General features: G+C 61.4%; 7 protein-coding genes. 5 read left to right on the top strand and 2 right to left on the bottom strand.

The window, feature by feature from the left end; all coding sequences use genetic code 11:
- The first annotated feature begins 409 nt into the window (after window positions 1-409).
- Together VGG64_05310 and VGG64_05305 are read left to right on the top strand one after the other, a co-directional pair.
- Window positions 410-1,957: a YifB family Mg chelatase-like AAA ATPase gene (locus VGG64_05310; protein HEY1598996.1), complete on the top strand. Its 1,548-nt coding sequence runs from the start codon at window positions 410-412 to the stop codon at window positions 1,955-1,957.
- A gap of 109 nt (window positions 1,958-2,066) precedes the next feature.
- A complete protein-coding gene (locus VGG64_05305) occupies window positions 2,067-2,333 on the top strand; it encodes a hypothetical protein (GenBank protein ID HEY1598995.1) in 267 nt (88 codons plus the stop codon).
- Between the two features lie 23 nt (window positions 2,334-2,356).
- On the opposite strand, the gene VGG64_05300 is transcribed toward VGG64_05305, so the two are convergent.
- The gene (locus VGG64_05300) at window positions 2,357-4,351 is read right to left on the bottom strand and encodes an ATP-binding protein (protein HEY1598994.1); all 1,995 of its coding nucleotides are present in this window, start codon (window positions 4,349-4,351) and stop codon (window positions 2,357-2,359) included.
- 228 nt (window positions 4,352-4,579) lie between these two features.
- On the bottom strand, window positions 4,580-5,317 hold the full coding sequence (locus VGG64_05295) for a hypothetical protein (GenBank protein HEY1598993.1): 738 nt from the start codon (window positions 5,315-5,317) through the stop codon (window positions 4,580-4,582).
- Window positions 5,318-5,857: 540 nt separating this feature from the next.
- Here VGG64_05295 and VGG64_05290 point away from each other — a divergent pair.
- The 3 genes from VGG64_05290 to VGG64_05280 all read left to right on the top strand — a co-directional run bounded on the left by VGG64_05290 (window position 5,858) and on the right by VGG64_05280 (window position 16,957).
- Window positions 5,858-6,646 carry an inositol monophosphatase family protein gene (locus tag VGG64_05290; GenBank protein HEY1598992.1) on the top strand — a complete coding sequence of 263 codons (789 nt, stop codon included), beginning with the start codon at window positions 5,858-5,860 and terminating at the stop codon, window positions 6,644-6,646.
- Between the two features lie 202 nt (window positions 6,647-6,848).
- Entirely contained in the window at window positions 6,849-10,160 is a 3,312-nt protein-coding gene (locus tag VGG64_05285; protein ID HEY1598991.1) for a hypothetical protein, read from the top strand.
- Window positions 10,160-16,957: a hypothetical protein gene (locus tag VGG64_05280; protein ID HEY1598990.1), complete on the top strand. Its 6,798-nt coding sequence runs from the start codon at window positions 10,160-10,162 to the stop codon at window positions 16,955-16,957. The genes VGG64_05285 and VGG64_05280 overlap by 1 nt, the downstream gene beginning before the upstream one ends.
- Window positions 16,958-17,050: the final 93 nt, after the last annotated feature.

Raw genomic sequence — 17,050 nt, 5'->3', positions numbered from 1 at the left:
TAACGAGTTACGCCGCTTCCACGAAGGATGCTTTCGTGCCATGTCAGTCAAGCCTACTGGTCCGCCAAGAAATGCCTCTACGCCGCACCGCTAAGTCCGTAAGGCTCATTGTAACTTCGCAACAACATTTTCCGCAAATCCAGTCTTTTCCGGCCGCACAACCGGAAAATCGGCTCGCCGGGAGGCTTACCAGAACGACAGGCGCAGCAATCCGCCGAGGCGCCGCTCCGGCTCGCTTCTTGTATTGAATTACGCACGTGTGTCGCCATTGGATTGGCGCCGGAGGCCGGCAAGCCGCTTGTCGGGAACCGTAGCACCCCGCACAATGACGGTCCGCCGCCTGCAGGGGGCGATTCAGTAACAGGCTAATCTTCTTCGGGTACTCATTTCGGAAGGGGCGGCGCGGCGGATGCTCGCGAAATTGCGGACACTTTCGCTAGTCGGGATCGAGGCCCTGCCGGTCGAGGTCGAAGTCGACGTCTCCGACGGCGCACTCCCCAAGACGGTACTGGTCGGCCTGCCCGAGGCCGCCGTCAAAGAGAGCACCCACCGCGTCGAACGCGCCTTGGTCAACTCCGGCTTCCTGCGGCCGCAGAACCGGGTGGTCATCAACCTGGCCCCCGCCGAGTTGCCGAAGCAGGCGGCTTCGTTTGACTTGCCCATCAGTCTCGGCATCCTGGCCGGCAGCGGGCAGATCGACATCGTCGCCCATGAACGATTTCGCCAATTCGCGGTTGTCGGAGAATTGGCACTCGATGGCGCCACGCGTCCCACCCGAGGCGCTCTGTCGATCGCCATGGCGGCCGCGCGCGAACCCGGCGTCACGGGATTGCTCGTGCCCACCGCCAGTGCGGCCGAAGCCGCGGTCGTCGAAGGCATCGACGTCATTCCGGTATCCAGCCTGGCACAGGCCGTGGCTTTTCTGACGGGGCAAATTGACATCGAACCGACTCCGCCGCGCGTTGACGAATGGTTCAACGCGCTGGCGCACTACGACGTGGACTTCGCCGACGTTCGTGGACAGGAAATGGCCAAGCGCGCCATCACGATCGCCGCCGCCGGCTCGCACAATCTGCTTATGCTTGGGCCGCCAGGATCTGGAAAGACCATGCTGGCCAAGCGGTTGCCCACGATCCTGCCCGACCTGACCGCGAGCGAATCGATCGAAACCAGTCGCATCTACAGCGCTATGGGCCTGTTGCCTGCGGGGCAGCCGCTGTTGGCCGTGCGACCGTTTCGCAGTCCGCATCATACGGTGAGCGATGCGGGACTAGTCGGCGGTGGATCCACGCCCACGCCAGGCGAAATCAGCCTCGCGCACAATGGCGTGTTGTTCCTCGACGAATTGCCCGAGTTCAATCGCCGTACGCTGGAAGTGTTGCGCCAACCGCTGGAGGATGGCACGATAACGATCAGCCGCGCGCTGAACAGCTCGCGATTTCCGGCCAACTTTATTCTTATCGCGGCACTGAACCCCTGCCCGTGCGGCTATCGCAACGATCCACGCCGCGAATGCCATTGCACGATCCCGCAGATCGAGCGTTACATGGCCAAGATTAGCGGTCCTCTGCTGGATCGGATCGACCTGCACCTGGAAGTGCCGGCGGTGCCGTTTCGCGAACTTTCTGCCACCGCCCCCGGCACGTCCAGCGCCGACATGCGGTTGCAGGTCATTGCAGCCCGGACGCTTCAACGGGCCCGTTTCACCGGCAGCACGACGCGCTCGAATGCCCATATGTCGCATCGACAGATTCGTACGCATTGCGTCCTGGACGCTGCCGGGCTGAACCTTCTCAAGGCCTCGATGACGGAACTCGGGTTATCGGCGCGGGCGCATGACAAAATTCTGCGTGTCGCGCGCACGATCGCCGATTTGGATGCCGCCGAAGCAATTTCGGCGACACACGTAAGCGAGGCCATCAACTACCGGATGCTGGATCGCAGCCTGTGGACGTAGAAAAGCCGGGTGAATCTTGCTCGCGGAGGCGGAGGAATCGCGTCGCTCGCATTCAACGGAATGATTCGGCCGGGCGCCACGATGCAGTCGGAAACCAGGGACGGGCAATATGATCGATCCGGCACATCTCGACGAACTCTGTACCGAGCTGCGCGTCTTTCTGGATGCCGAACTAGCGGCCGGCAATCGAATTCTTGAAACCAGTAAAGGCTGGCCGTTGCCAAGTTCTATCTTCGTATTGCTCCACTCGGCCTTTCATAACGCGCCCGCACAGCTGCCGCCCAACGTCCGACTGGTGGAAGTCAACGACCCGCATTGGTGGAAGCAAGAATACATCCACGTCACCTCAGGGCACAGCCTGGCTTGCCGATTCTAGATCCGCTCGCGCGCGCTAGCCGGTCAGTCGGCGGCCGCCGAATTCTGAGCCGCCGCTAAGGGCGTTTGCGGCGGGCAGTACCTGGCCACCAATTCCAGCAGGCCCTGGCGCTGGATCGGCTTGGTCGTATACGCGTCACATCCGGCGGCCAGGCATTTCTTCTCGTCTCCGGCCATGGCGTGCGCGGTCAACGCGATGATCGGTGCACGATACCCGGCCGCGCGCATGCGTCGGGTGGCTTCGTAGCCGTCCATGATCGGCATCTGCATGTCCATCAACAGGCAATCGAAAGGACGTCCGTCGCGCAGCGAGGCCAAAGCCAGTTCCACGGCAACCTGGCCATTGTCGGCGAGCGTAACAGTAGCGCCCGCACGTTCGAGCACGAAGGAGATCAAACGCTGATTGTCAGGCCCGTCCTCGGCCAGCAGCACGTGGCCACTGATTCGGATATCGACTTGCGGCGTGCGATGTACCGGAATGGTCGAGGCCTCGAACGGACCGGTTAGCATCTTTACTTCGGCGAGTGACCCCGTAGCGACTTCCACAGTAAACGTGCTGCCGGCGCCTAAGGAACTCCGCACGCTCAGGTCTCCATCGAGCATCTCGGCAAAGCGCTTGCTGATGGTCAGCCCCAGCCCTGTGCCACCAAAGCGCCGCGTGGTGCTGGCATCGGCCTGGGTGAACGGCCGGAAGAGCCGGGCCACTTGTTCCGGCGTCATGCCAAGGCCGGTATCAATCACGTCGATGCGCAATCGCGGACCAGTCTGCCGCTGCCGCACCTGCACCACCAATCGCACGCGGCCCACTTCCGTGAACTTGATCGCGTTGCCAATGAGGTTGATCAAGATCTGACGTAAGCGGGTAGGATCGGTCTCGATCGTCTCGGGAATGGGCCCTGAGTACTCGACGTCCAGCGGCAGCCCCTTGGCGGCTGCCCGCACGCGCATCAAACTGGCCACTTCGGCCACCAAAGCAAGAGTGTGGCAGCGAATGCGCTCGACCTGCACCTTGCCGGCCTCGATCTTCGATAGGTCGAGGATGTCGTTGACCAACTCCAAAAGGTAGGCGCCATTGCGCTTGATGGTTTGGGCTGCGTCAAGCTGCTCGGGACGATCAAGGCTCCCTTGCAGAATGTCGGTGAATCCCAGGATGGCCGTCATCGGAGTGCGAATCTCGTGGCTCATGTTCGCCAGAAACTCGCTCTTCGCGCGATTGGCTTGCTCGGCTTCCTGGTTGGCCCGCTTCAAGTTCTCGGCCTGTGACGCCAACTCGCGGGCCTGTTTTTCCAACTGGTGTTGGGCCGTTTCCATCTCTTCTGCATAGGCCTGCAACTGGCCCGTTCGATCGCGCACCCTGCTTTCGATCAACATGTTGGTTTGCTGCAGCCGCGATTGCTGCAAAGCATTACCCCACAGCGTTCGCAGCCCAAAGGAAATCCAAATGACCAGAAAGGTGTCCTCGAACAGGATCCAGGTCGTATGTTCGAAGGTGCGCCAGACGCCAGGTGTCGAAGTGCCGAACACCGATTCGGGCCAGTAGAACCCGCGCGCCAGATGATCAGCGATGACCAAGGCCGTCGCCGTCGCCAATACGCGAGGATCCATATACCAGGCCAGAAATGCCAGCGATCCAAATATGTGAAAGTGTGTCTCGATCCGTCCGGCCGTGAGATGAATGAACAAACCTGACCACATGATTTGCGATGCGGCCACCACATGACGTGTGACGGCAGCGCCTGGTTGCAGGGCAACCAACATCAGCGGGAACAGCGTAAAGGATCCTCCCAGGAATACCGCCGCCAAGAGGTGCGGATGAATGCTGTTGCCGGCCCCAGCCCACGAGAAGGGCGAAACCCAGACCGCAGTCACAATGCCGGCCAGCCATTGCAAGACCAGCAACACGGCAAACACGCGATCGGTGCGGGCGCGAATGACCAGCAGTTCGTCGGCATAGATCGATTCGGCGTGCCTGAATACGGTCACGCGCGATGCCGTTGTCAGGGCGCTAAGCGACGTCATCGTACAGTCCACCCTTCACTTAAGAAATGCGCTGAAACAACCGCGCAGGCCCATACGAATCTAGGGGATTATTAGCTACCAGTGGCTATTTGTAGGGAAAGATCGCACCCGAGTGGGCGCGTCCCTTCGCCGGCGACGTGCGCTATTCCGGTGAAGTCGATTTTAAGGAATCGACCGGCGATCGGCTTTTACGGTTCGCCGGCGGTATTCCGAGGCCGGCGCCCCAGATCAGGTCGTAAGTGGCAGAGGTGCCGCCAAGAATTTGCCGTAAGCAGCTGCAATCGCCTCGTCATCGTCGACGGTTGACGTCAGCACACCCCGAGCTTGAGCGCGCAGGATGACCCCCTTCTCCAGGGATTCGGCGAAAAGATGATGCGAAAGTCTCGTTAAATCCGTCTCGCTCTCGATCAACACGTCTCGTCCGGCGCCCACGGGATGCACCATTTCGCCATAGCTCAATGGGTGCTCCACCAGCCGACAGCGCCAGTATCCGGCAGGCACAGTGGGCGTTGTCGCGCAAGTTTGCGACGAATCACCTTTCGAATGGGACATCCAGGCAACGTCGCGCGTCGGTACTTGGCTACCGATCGTCAGCGCGGGCCACGCGTCGAGCAAACTTGTCTGCACGGATACTTGCACGTCGATCGCCGCCAGACAATCAGGCGCGTCATCACGGTCGACCGCGCGCCAGTAAACTTGCAAGCGGACAGGACACGCAGGCTGTTGCGCGTACGTGACGACGAGGTCGCGGCCCCGAATGAAATAATCGCTGACGACGTGGTACTGCTCTGCGTGCTGGGCTGTAAACCACACCGCCAGCAAGTTGGCTAGCGGCAAGGGCGAATCACGAAATCGAAGCTCATGTAATCCACGATTCGGCAGCGTGATGTCCAGCGTCGCTTCAAACGGACCGAGCTTGAGATGGGCCCGCGACTCGCTGATATGCCAATTGTCAGAACGATTCACGGCTGCAGAGTGGCGAAGAGTTTAACGGCACAGCGTTATGTTTTACTGTGCGGTGTTTAATGGGGCGGGATTCAAGCGGGCGGGAGTCGCTGGGCGCGCCATAAAAACAAAAAAACCCCGCCGCTCGCTGCGAGGCGGAACGGCGGGGCCGGAACAGAGAAGAGGCCGATCGAAAGCAAATCCGTGTATGAAAGCTGTCCGCGATAAAAAACCTACAGGCCCAGATAACTGACGCGCTTCCGAATCAGCGTCTTCACCTCAGCCGCCTTGATATTACCAATTTGGAAGCGGCTGTCCACATATTTCTTTCAAAATAATTCGGAGGCTAATCAGCTACCCCGAAAGCGTGGTCTCCTGAGGGTCAAATAGGGGCAATCCGCTGCCAAGAAAAACGCCTGCGCCACCGTCGGTAAAAGCCTATAAATCCGCAGCGCAAACATCATCTGCGACCAATTTGGTTCGCGCGGGCGCTAGTGGGAATCTAGCGTCGTTCTATAATCAGGCTCGTAACCGACGAACCTGAAAGTAGGCCACTTCTTTATGCCTCTGATTGCCGAATTTGGAGATCTATGCCAGCGTGCGGCGCGCGTGGGAGGGCAGGTGCTGCGCGACTATTGTGGTCGGGTGCAGGCCCGTGAGAAAGGACCATCCGACCTTGTCACCGAGGCCGATGTCGCATCCCAACGCGCCATCCGGGACACGCTGTTAGGCGTCTTTCCCCAGCATGGGTTTCTGGCCGAGGAAAACGAGTCGATCCCGCCCGGCGCTGACGGATTGCGATGGATTGTAGATCCACTCGACGGCACGACAAACTTTGTACACGGCATTCCCACCTTTGCCGTATCGATTGGGTTAGAGCAACGTGGCCGGCTCCTGCTAGGAGTCGTTTATGATCCCAGCCGGGACGAGTGCTATCTGGCCGCCGCCGGCGAGGGGGCGTCGCTAAATGGGTCCCCGCTGCACGTCAGTCCCACGTGCGAGCTAGCAAAGGCCGTGGTGGGCGTGAGCTTTCCTCCCCAAGTCACGAAATCAAGTCCCGAGGTGCTGCGGTTCCTAGAAGTGCTGACCCGCTGCCGCGCCACGCGTCGGACGGGTTCGACGGCGCTAAACCTGTGCTACGTGGCGGCCGGACGCTTTGATGCCCTGTGGTCGTACTCCACTAAGCCGTGGGACGTGGCCGCCGGAGCGCTAATCGTACGCGAAGCAAGTGGAGCGCTCACCGGCCCCGCAGGTGGGGAGTTCGATCTCATGAAGGCCAGCTTCGTCGCGGCCGCGACCCCGGCATTGCATGCCCAGCTTTGCCAGATTCTGGCGTTGACAGCCCCCTGACCGCCCCAAAAGCCGGGCCGCAGGAACTGGGTTACGCCACCGAACTGATGGCAAGGCAGGAATCTTGCTTCAAGGAGCCACGCCCGCTGGGTACACTAAATCAGGTACGTGCAGCAGCAATTCATCACTTCTGGTCGCGATCGGCGGTAACGAGCAGTTACCTGGCTGTCTGCCGGTTGCTCTGCTGTAGGATTGAGTGGTCTTGCAAATCCCCCGGATTTGGACAATTGCGCTGTGCTCCTGTCTTTGGGCAGCCAGTCCCATTGCGCTCGTGCGCGCAGGCGATCCGCAGGAGGGTCGCAACCAGACCGCGGAAGAAACGTCTCGCTCGACCGACGGGGCCGTCAAGGAAGTTCAGCCGCCGGTGCTGTTTTTGCGGAACAAGGACGGCGGGCTGTTACAAGCAGTACTCGGGTACACGCTAGAGGATTTCGAGCGACTGGTCACCCAGCGAGCCCAGCTCAGCCTGGGGCAGCAGCCGCCTCAATTCCAGCTTGATAAGGTCATAGCCCGCGGCACGGCCAATGATCGGCAAGCCGATTTGACCGTGGAAATCGCCGTTCTTGTTAATCACCTTGGCTGGGTCCGTGTCCCCTTGCGGCTTCACCATGCCATGCTCCGCGACAAACCCCGGTACGAGGGGGCGAGCGAATGGCGCGTCGAATATGACCCGACGGCCCAGGAGTACGTGCTGTGGCTCAAGGGCGAGCAAGACCAGCCCCATCGTCTCACGCTCGATATTGCCGCCCCGCTGGAAAGAGTCACCGACCAGACCGAGATGAAGCTCGACCTGCCCCGTGCTGCAGTCTCGAAACTGACGCTTTCCGTGGCAGACCCCAAGGTCGAAGCAACGATCAAAGAAGGGGGGGTGCTCGATGATACAAAGCACACAGACTCGACCACCGAGTTCACGGTTCTGGGCATGGACCGCGACTTCGCCATAAGTTGGCAGCGAGAGGGAACCGAGGGTCCCGAGGCCGCGGCACCCATCGAAGCAACGGGATTGCTCGACACACAAATCGACGGCGTGGGAGTTCATACAAAGGTCCAACTGACCGTACGCAGCTTTGGCGCCCGGTTCGATGCATTTAGCCTCAAGCTACCGGCAGGCAGGACGTTGACGGCCGGTGAGCATGCCGACTACGCAATCGAACCTTCTGCCGGCAAACAGCCCGAGGCGAGCACTTCGCAATCGTTCGATGTCCGATTGCGCGAGAAAACGGCAGGCCCTGTGTCGATCGTGTTTTCTGTCGATCGGCCCCATGCGGGCAGCGGCGTCGAGCGGGCGTTCGAGATCGATAGTGTCGAGTTGGTCGGAGCGGCACGCCAGTCAGGTTACCTGGCCGTCCGCGTCGCAGCCGACTGGCAAATCTCCTGGAACGAGCAACATCAGGTACGGCGGATCGCGGACTTACCTCAGGACCTGGATCTGGACCACGACGGAACCGTCGCCTGCTTCGAGTATTTTAGCGAGCCTTTTTCTGTCGCCGGACACGTGCTGCCGCTAGAAACCCACGTTTCGGTCGACCCGGAATTCAACGTCGCGGTCAATCCGCAGTCCGCCCGTTTGGAGGGGCGCTTTAAGTATCAGGTGCGCGGCGCCAAGGCATTCGCCCTGGAAATCGCCATTCCCGGTTGGGAGCTCGACGATGTAACTCCGCGCAATCTCTTTGACGTCGACCGCATGACCGTCGAAACGGACAAGCCCCTGCGGATACCGCTTTTACAACCGACCACTGGGGAGATTTTGCTGGTCTTGCGCGCCCACCGCGAACTAGCGGCCGACGCCACTCAGATCGACTTTGTATTGCCACGTCCTGTGGCGAACGACGTCGGGCCGGCCCAACTGACCGTGACTCCGTCAACAAACGTGGCCATCACGGTGCGCGAGGCCGACCTAATGGGTCTCGTCCGGGCTCGCGGCGACGTGGCTTCGGCCGTCGCGGCACCAAATCATCGAGGCGATTTGGCATTTCGCGGCCAAGGTGCGCAATCCCGCTTCGTGGGCGACTTGCGCGTCGAGTCCCGTGCGTTGTCGGCCGATATCCGCGGACGGCTGCAACTGGGAGACAAAGAAGGACAGGTTGAGGAGACCCTGATCCTCACTATTTCGCACGAACCGATCAGCGATCTCTTGGTCGACGTCCCCTCGTGGCTGGACGGCGCGGCCGGAGTCCAGTGGCAACTAGACGGCCAGCCGATCACGCCCACCGCCGCAGGAACCGAATCCAACATCGAGCGTACTGTCCGCCTGCGTGTCCCATTCCCGGAAAAACGTATCGGAGCCTGCACGCTTGTCGTGCGTTACCCCATACAGGTCGATCCGCTTGTGGCTGGTGCATCGCAGACGATCAAGGTGCCGCTGGTAATGCCTGCCATGGCTCTGATTGTCAACAACGAGTTAACGGTTACGTCTGACGCTGGACTGCAAGTGGAATCGCGTGACGACTCGTGGAGCGTCCAATCAAGTGCCGAAGACGCTGGCCGCGGCACATTCCGGTTGTCGAACTCAGTAGCGGTCCCCGAGGTAGTCTTGCAAGTCCGGCGCGAAATGCATCGCACGTCCGATCCGCTTGTCGTAGATCGGGCCTGGATTCAAAGTCGGCTGGAGGGTCACGAGCGTTGGGACCGCGTCGTCTATCTTTTCGCTGGCGGCGACAGTCGTATCGATGTGCATCTGCCCGCGGGAGCGATCGCCTCTGAGGCACGCGGGACGCTAGATGGGATGGCGATCGCGCCACAGAATCCCACGCAAGGCACGCTGACGTTCGACGTTAGCCCCGCTCGGCGGCAGCATGTGCTCGATCTCAGTTATCGGTTCGCGGCACGGAAAAAGCAGTCTGGACAACTTGTACTTGCCGCTCCCAAGTTGGCCGCCGGAGAGTCGGTGCGTCAGACCTATTGGCAGCTTGTGTTTCCCCGCGACGAACACCTGGTAAGTTGGCCGTCCGACTTGACGGGCGCCTTTCAATGGCGACTTCAAGCCGGCTCTTGGGGGCGGCAGCCCCTTGTAGAGCAAACGCAACTCGAGTCTTGGTCCAACGCCTCAGCGGGCCTGGAAGTTTCGCCGCAAACGAATCGTTACGTACTAACCTCGCTCGGCTCAATCGAGAACCTCGAGGTTTATACGGCTAGCCGCGCCAAGCTGGTGATGGCCGGAGCCGGCAGCGTACTGGCCGTTGGCTTACTGTTGTTGTACCTGCCGGCATTACGGCACCCGGCGATGCTGTTCGTTGTGGGTGTTGTGCTGGCAGCCGGGGCACTAACTTTCCCTGAACCGGCGTTGCTGATCGCCCAAGCCGCCGCCATGGGCGCCGCGCTCGTGATGATCGCGGCGTTTTTGGACCACTATTTGAAATCCCGCCGGTCGGCGCCTCTGCTAGTGCGATCCAGCCCGAGCTCGATTTCTGAACCCGGCTCGACGAGAACCCATCTGCGCGCCCAGCCGGGCGTGCCCGGAGCCGAGCCAACGCCGCTGATTCCCGAGGCGGCCGCCACTCCGGGGGAATCGTAATGATCGCCGCGCGTTGGGTGATAGTTTGCATCGCGCTCACGATGCCCTGGGAATCGGTTTTTGCGGCTGACGAGCCGCGCGGCACCGCCCCTGCGCAACCGACCAATCCGACCGGCGCGACACCGCTGCGATTCCGCCGAGTTTATGCCCCTGCCGAACGCGTGCAGGAGTGGCCGCGCGGCTCGACACGCTATGTTCCTGTCGACGGCGAGGAATTCGAGCGACTGATCACGGCCGTCGCGGCATCGTCCGATGAGTCGCCAGTCGCCGCAACGCTCAATGGCGCGCGCTACGACGCCGAGTTCAAGGACAGCGACCATTTGCAAGGCCAGCTCAGCTGGAGCATCGAGAATCGTGCCAAGTCGTCGACGATGATGCCTGTGGCCCCGTTCAACCTTGCGATCGGCGAGGCCCGGTGGAGCAAGCCCGTGCGACGAGCGGAAATAGGGCTCTCCGCCAGTGGTGACTCGGCGTTGTTGGTCGATAGCACGGGCGAGCTTACGGCGCCGTGGTCGTTGCGCGGCAAGCACGATGCTGACGGTCAGCCCGTTTTCCTCTTCGAATTTCCCGCTTGCGCAACTACGACGTTGTACTTAACCGTCCCGCAAGGCATCGTTCCGGTGGCCAGCGCGGGGCTGGTTTCGCAGGATCGAACGGAAGGAGACCGCCAGGTCTACCGCATCCTGCTGGGTGGCCAACATACGGTCACGCTGCGTCTTACGGGTGAAGCCGCACACGCCGTTAGTCAACCGGGCGCGACGATGCGTGAGGTATCGGTCTATGACTTCTCGACGCATGGTCTGGACCTGGCCACGGTCTGGAGGCTGGACGCGCGTACCGCGCCATTGCGACGCCTGACGTTGTCGCTCGATGCTGGATTGCAACTAGTATCAGCCAGATTGGGCGAAGTCGACGTACCGTTCAGGATCGAGCCGGATTCCACCGAAGGGGCCACGAATGTCACCCTCGAGCCCGCGGAACCACTGGTTGGATCGGATCGGCCTTTGCGGCTGGCCGCCATCGGCCCGCTGGTGCTGGATGCGACACGCCCGTTACCGCGCATTCGCACCGCCGACCTCGGTTGGCAGGAAGGTACGAGCACGCTTCTCGTGCGCGAGCCCCTCGTTACCCGTCGATTGGTAACCAGTGACTGCCGTCAGACGAAGTATGCGGTCCTGCCGGATCCAAATCGCGGCGAGTCTTTTGAAGTGCAACTGTTCGGCGAGGCAGCCGTAGTTCAGCTGGATTTGTCGCGGCAATCCGCGCCGGCCCAGGTTTCGACCGGACTATCCGTCGAACTTGGTGATCGCGCCGCGCAAGCCGGACTTATTGCCGCGTGGCAGACCGCTAGCGGGCGCCGTTCCTCGCTGACGGCTGACATCGTGGGGAGTTGGAGCATCGATACTATCGAAACAATTCCTGCCGACGCCTTGGAGGACTGGCATGTCTCAATCGCCGAAGCGCTGCCGCGGTTGACCGTGCGGCTTGCCAGGCCGCTAGCTCCCGACGTCCCCCTGAAACTTGTCATTCGGGCACACTGCCGCGCGACGGCGGACCACGATCAAAAATGGCAGGCAAGCGACCTTGTGCCTTTGCGGTTTCGCGACGCAATCGTCGACGACCAACTGCTATGGATTCGACCGTCGTCAACTCACGCGCTCGACCTGGCAGATACCGTGGATCTGACACGCGTTGAAGCAGACCAACTCAGCGCATCGCAGCTCGCGCTGTTCAGCAACCACGGTCCGGGGTTTGTCTATCGCATCGTCCCGGAGCGAACGCGTTTCACCGCCACCCTTGCAGAACGAAGACCGCAGCACGAAGACGAAATCCACTGCGACGCTCTCGTAGGTAGCGCAACGCTGACAGAATCCTATACCGTACGCTGCCGGCCTGCGGGCGATCGGGTGTCGAACGTGCTCCTTGCATTTAGTGAACCTCGGCCAGAGCCGGTACGATTCCGGATTGTGGGCGATAGCGGCGGCAGTCTCGTCGCCCGCAGGCTTAGCACGTCCGAGCAAGCTTCCCGCAAGCTGCCAGCGACGCATGAATTCTGGGAATTGACGCTTGCCATTCCTCGCGGCGCGGCGTTTGAAATCGAAGCCGTGCGGGATACGCCACGCATGGTCGAGACCTCGTTGAGCCTCATCTCATTGCCAGACGCAACCAGTCAGAGTGGACAAGTTGTCGTGCGAGCTGCGGCCGATCTAGGGATCTCGATCCGTGACGAGGGAGTCAGGCTCATCAACGTGCCGGAAAGCGATACCAGTACCGCCGCGCGAGCCGCCTTCAGCTACGATCCGGCTGACCCTGCCGGCCGCATCATCGTGGCGCAAGACGACACCGTATTGACACCCGCCTCGGCCGCCGTGGCATGGCATCGTCGCGTCGAATCTCGTTACGACGCCGCCGGACACGTATTGCACGTGGCAACGTATTTGCTGCGGAACGCTGGCCAAAGCGACTTAACGCTATCGATTCCCGAAACCGCCGAAATGTCACGGCTATGGCTCGACGGACACCAGCAGATGCCGCCGCCTGGTAGACTCGTATCAATCCCCCTCGAGCCGGATCGTTCGACGAGCACACTCGTCGTCGAATACCGGTCGATGGGGCTGAAGTTTGACGGTGGACGCCTGCGTTCAGAATTCGCGGAGCTAAATATACCGGTAGTGGCCAGCGATTGGTTGCTGTGGCTGCCGCCTGGATATTCGTTGTTGAGCAGTACCGGCGGCTCAACAGAACCTGCCGCCAACGGATTGACTTGGAGAAAGCGGTTGCTTGGTCCGCTCGGGCCGGTGACCGGCGATGCCCGCTTCCCCTTGTTTTCCATCGACATGTGGGCCACGCAATTGGGATTCTCCGCTCCGCCATCTTGGAGGTCCGCCGCTGAGTTCGCCTCGCGCTTTGACGATATAGCAAATGTGCTGCGCGTCGAGTCACCGGAAGCAACCTGGGGGACGCTCGTTACTCAGGCGGCCGATGCAGCGCACGCCTTGGGACTCGAGCTATTGGTCGACAGCCCGGCACTCGCTGCGATAGACATTGCAGCCGGCGCCCGCGTAAACGCGAAGTCTGAGGCGTCTTCGAGCGCGGAGACGCACGATGTGCTGACAGACGCAAATCTAATTCTGCTTGCCACGCCCGACGCCGTGTTGCTCAGCAGCTGCCTGACTGCCGCAATCCAACGAAATAACATCCACTGGATCACACCTGCCACGCTGGCGATGCTAGAAACTGGACCGCTGCGCGCCGCCGTAAATGCTGCGCCCGATGGCACAGGCATCGTCCCCTCGACGGTCTGGACCGCGCCCGGCGCCGCCCCCTGGAGCATGCCAGCCCAAGTGGTGTCGACCAGCGATGGTCTCGCGGCAACCCCCTACTTGATTCCCTGCGATGGCTCCAACCAGGTCGAGGCAGCGATTGTGCGCGACGCTGCTGCAACGACGTGGGTGCTCGCGTCGTGCGTACTCATGCTGGCCACCAGCTTGTGTCTGGCGATTTCTCAGCGGCGACTCGCCATGTTGCTCCCCTTGGCGGCTGCTGTGGCACTCGTGGTGCCGCCGAATATGGCCTCGATCGCGACGGGCTGCCTGTGGGGAATCGTCAGCGCCCTGGCCTGGCAATTGATCGTTCCCCGGGTGAGGATCGCGTCGCGGCAGGCTGATTCGACTTCCGGTGTGAGCTCAATACGCTGGAAGTCGGTCGCGAGTATCACTCCGCTGGCGTTGCTCACTGCCCTCGTCGGTATCACATCGCTGAGTCGAGCCCAAAACCCAGCCAACGAGTCGGGTGCAACCGCGCCGCTGGTCCATCGTGTGTTTATTCCGGTCGACAACAAGGACAAGCCTACAGAAGACAAGTACCAGGTGCCGGAGCAGCTCTATGACGAACTCCATCGCCGCCTTGAAAACGAGTCCCAGGGGGATCAGGGATGGTTGATTCGATCCGCCCGCTATCGGTTGACGATCAATCGCGAGGCGGCCTCCGATACCCTCGGACCGAGCGATGTGCTGGCTCAGTACGACGTCGTCGTCTCGAAGCCGGATGCGCGAGTGAGCATACCCATGACGGGCATTCGACCCGGGTTGACCGCCCGTCGTGAGGGACGCGAGGTCGACATTCCTTGGGATACGGACGAGGACGGTTTCACCTGCCGCTTCGACGAGCCAGGCGTTTATCAGCTCAACGTTTCCTTGAGACCGCCGCGAGACGCGGAAGCCGCGAACGCCCTGGAAATGGCGATTCCGCCCATTCCACAAGCCACCGTTGAGGTACAACTTCCGCCGAATCCTCCGACAGTCGAGGTCCCCACGGCCCGCGGCGTCGCGACGTTTTCGCCCGACGGCCGCAAAGTCGCCGTCGATCTTGGTCCCGCGGCGCAGTTACAGATTCGTTGGACACGATCGCGCCCGGCCCGTCTCAACGTCGCCAGCGGCGAGGCCGATATCTGGTTGTGGTTGCAGATTCAGCCGGCTTCCGTCGTCGTACATGCTCGACTCGATATCAAGGCACTTAAGTCGCCTCTGACCGAGTTGCTGCTCTCGATCGACCCGCGATTGAGACCGCTGCCAGTAGTCGACCGCTCAGGCACGGTGGCTAGTGTGCAACCCGTCGCCGGCGATCCCCAAACGGTGCGCGTCGAACTTGCCCGGGCAGTGACGGAGCACGTGACCATTCCTGTCTCATTTCTTCTTACCGGTAGCTCGGGAATTGGCCAGTTACCGCTGCCCAATATATTGCCACAAGGGATCCCGGTGCGCGACCGCCTGTTAGCCATCTCGATTGATCCCACTTTGCAGTACGACACTCAAGCGCCGGCCCCGAAAATTGCCGTGGCTGAGTTTCTGTCTCATTGGGGTGCGGCCCCCGCAGCCCCTCAATGGGCGATTCGGCTACCGGAGGGTGAACCTTGGAGAATTGCCACTCGCCCTCGAGAAGCGCAAGCGTTCGTCAAGCAACGATTGCAACTCAGCGTTGGCGAGCACCGCGCCCTCGTGCGGTTCCAAGCACAAATTACCCCCACCGAAGGACAGTTGCCGGCTGCACCATACCTGCTGCAATACCGCCTCACCGCGCCGCGCGATCTGGAAATCGAAAAGATTACCCTCATCCACGATGGGTTGGATCGCGTCAGTCGTTGGGCGCGCGACGAGCAGGGGATGATTACGGTGTTTTTATCGAGCCCCGTGAGCGGGCGTGTGCAACTGACGCTGAATGGTCAGATTGCTGTAGCATTGGGCAGCTGGAATCTGCCGCGCGTCAACGTTGAATATCCTGGGCAGCATGACACGACCGTACTGGTGCTCCGCCAGCCAGATACGCATGTCGCATGGGAATCGGGACGGGGCATCGTGGAAACCGAACGGTCCCGCGCCAGCGACGATGTGTCGCTGCCGGGGCGAGTTGCCCTTGCGCTGATCGCCCACAACGACGATTTTCTTGCGACTTTGCGCGTCACTCGCAACACGCCCCAAGTGCGTGCCACGCAACTGACGTCGCTGGGCCGCGCCAACGACGCTTGGGAAGGGCGGGTCGACTTTCGTGCGTCGGTCGCGGATGGCTGTCTGGATGCGGTTGGATTCGATCTTCCCGCGGAATGGGTAGGACCATTTGAAGTTACTCCAACGGCCGCACTCGAGACGTTACCAGGATCGCACAGCATCCGACGGCTGATCGTGCGACCTAAAACGCCCCTCGAGGGACAGCAAGGATTCACCTTGCGGTCTCCACTGCACCTGGCGGCTGATGATCCGATTTCAATTCCCGAAATCAGCGGGATGAGCGATAAAGATGTGACGAGCTACCTGCTGCTGCCGACGACGATGGGGAGCGAACACGTGGTGTGGAAAACCCACGGGCTGCGGCCCGATTCACTTCCGCCCGACATGATTCCGCCGCCATTGCCGAACACCTATAACGTGTTTCGCGCGACCGAGCCGACGGCCCACGCACAAAGTTCCGTCGCACGGCCCGACGAGCGCACCAACGAAGTGAGCGCCGATATTCATGCCCTGTGGAACCCAAGTTCCGCCTGCCGCGGAATAGCGACTTTTGTCATCAACGGGGCCACTCGAACCGACTGTCAGCTGAGCGTACCCGACGGGATTGAAATCCTCGAATTACGGGCGTCCGGTCTGCCGGTGACACCGGGCAAGGCCGCGCGCGGCTGGCAGATCCCGCTTTCGCCCGGGCGTGATCGTCAAACGGTGGAGGTTGTCTTCCGCGATGCATCGCCCGCCGCGTCACAGTCGGATCGTATCAGCCTGACCGCCCCGCGCTTGATAGAGCCAGAAGTTACGCGCACAACTTGGCATATCTACGGCTTTGGCGCGGGGGGAACCGTGCAATTAGTCGAGCCGAATGGTGTCGTACCCCAGCCGTGGTCGTATCGGGATGTTGGAATCCGCAGCGACCTGCCGGGGGCGCTTGTAAACGGGGCATCTTGTACTGGTCGCTGGTTATTCTCCAGCGACGTGCCGTCGATCACGGTTCAGTATCTGGCGCCGTGGTCGATCTCGACGTCAGGACAGTGGCTGGCAGCATTGCTACTTACGGCCGCCGGGGCAGTCATCGCCTGGCGGCTCCGAGGCGTCGCCCCGCCCCCGCTGCCCCTTCGTACGTCCGGCCTGGCGATGAGTGCCGTGGGGCTAGCCCTGGTGGCATGGGCAACTCCCGCCTGGCCCGGGATTCTACTATTCGCTTTCGGCATCGCCTATGCTTGCTGGCCGCTCGTGGCTCGCAAAGCAGTCTCCGCAGCACGCATGGCAGAAATGCCGGCGGTCGACGTTACCTGAGCCGTTCGCGGCCCCGCGCGGCTGGTCGCTCGCGAAAGTCAAGCTTGACGTGGCCGGGGAAGACGATTCGGCGCGGGATAAAGGGCCGTGCCT

It is taken from the genome of Pirellulales bacterium (assembly GCA_036490175.1).
GTDB lineage: Bacteria > Planctomycetota > Planctomycetia > Pirellulales > JACPPG01 > JACPPG01.
The sequence above is the reverse complement of the archived record's forward strand: the minus strand, read 5'-3'. Positions and strand labels throughout refer to the sequence as shown.

Bases quoted from the DNA above. Each gene is read 5' to 3' on its own strand.
- VGG64_05310 (HEY1598996.1), top strand. From the start codon at position 410: ATGCTCGCGAAATTGCGGACACTTTCGCTAGTCGGGATCGAGGCCCTG.
- VGG64_05305 (HEY1598995.1), top strand. From the start codon at position 2,067: ATGATCGATCCGGCACATCTCGACGAACTCTGTACCGAGCTGCGCGTC.
- VGG64_05300 (HEY1598994.1), bottom strand. From the start codon at position 4,351: ATGACGTCGCTTAGCGCCCTGACAACGGCATCGCGCGTGACCGTATTC.
- VGG64_05290 (HEY1598992.1), top strand. From the start codon at position 5,858: ATGCCTCTGATTGCCGAATTTGGAGATCTATGCCAGCGTGCGGCGCGC.
- VGG64_05280 (HEY1598990.1), top strand. From the start codon at position 10,160: ATGATCGCCGCGCGTTGGGTGATAGTTTGCATCGCGCTCACGATGCCC.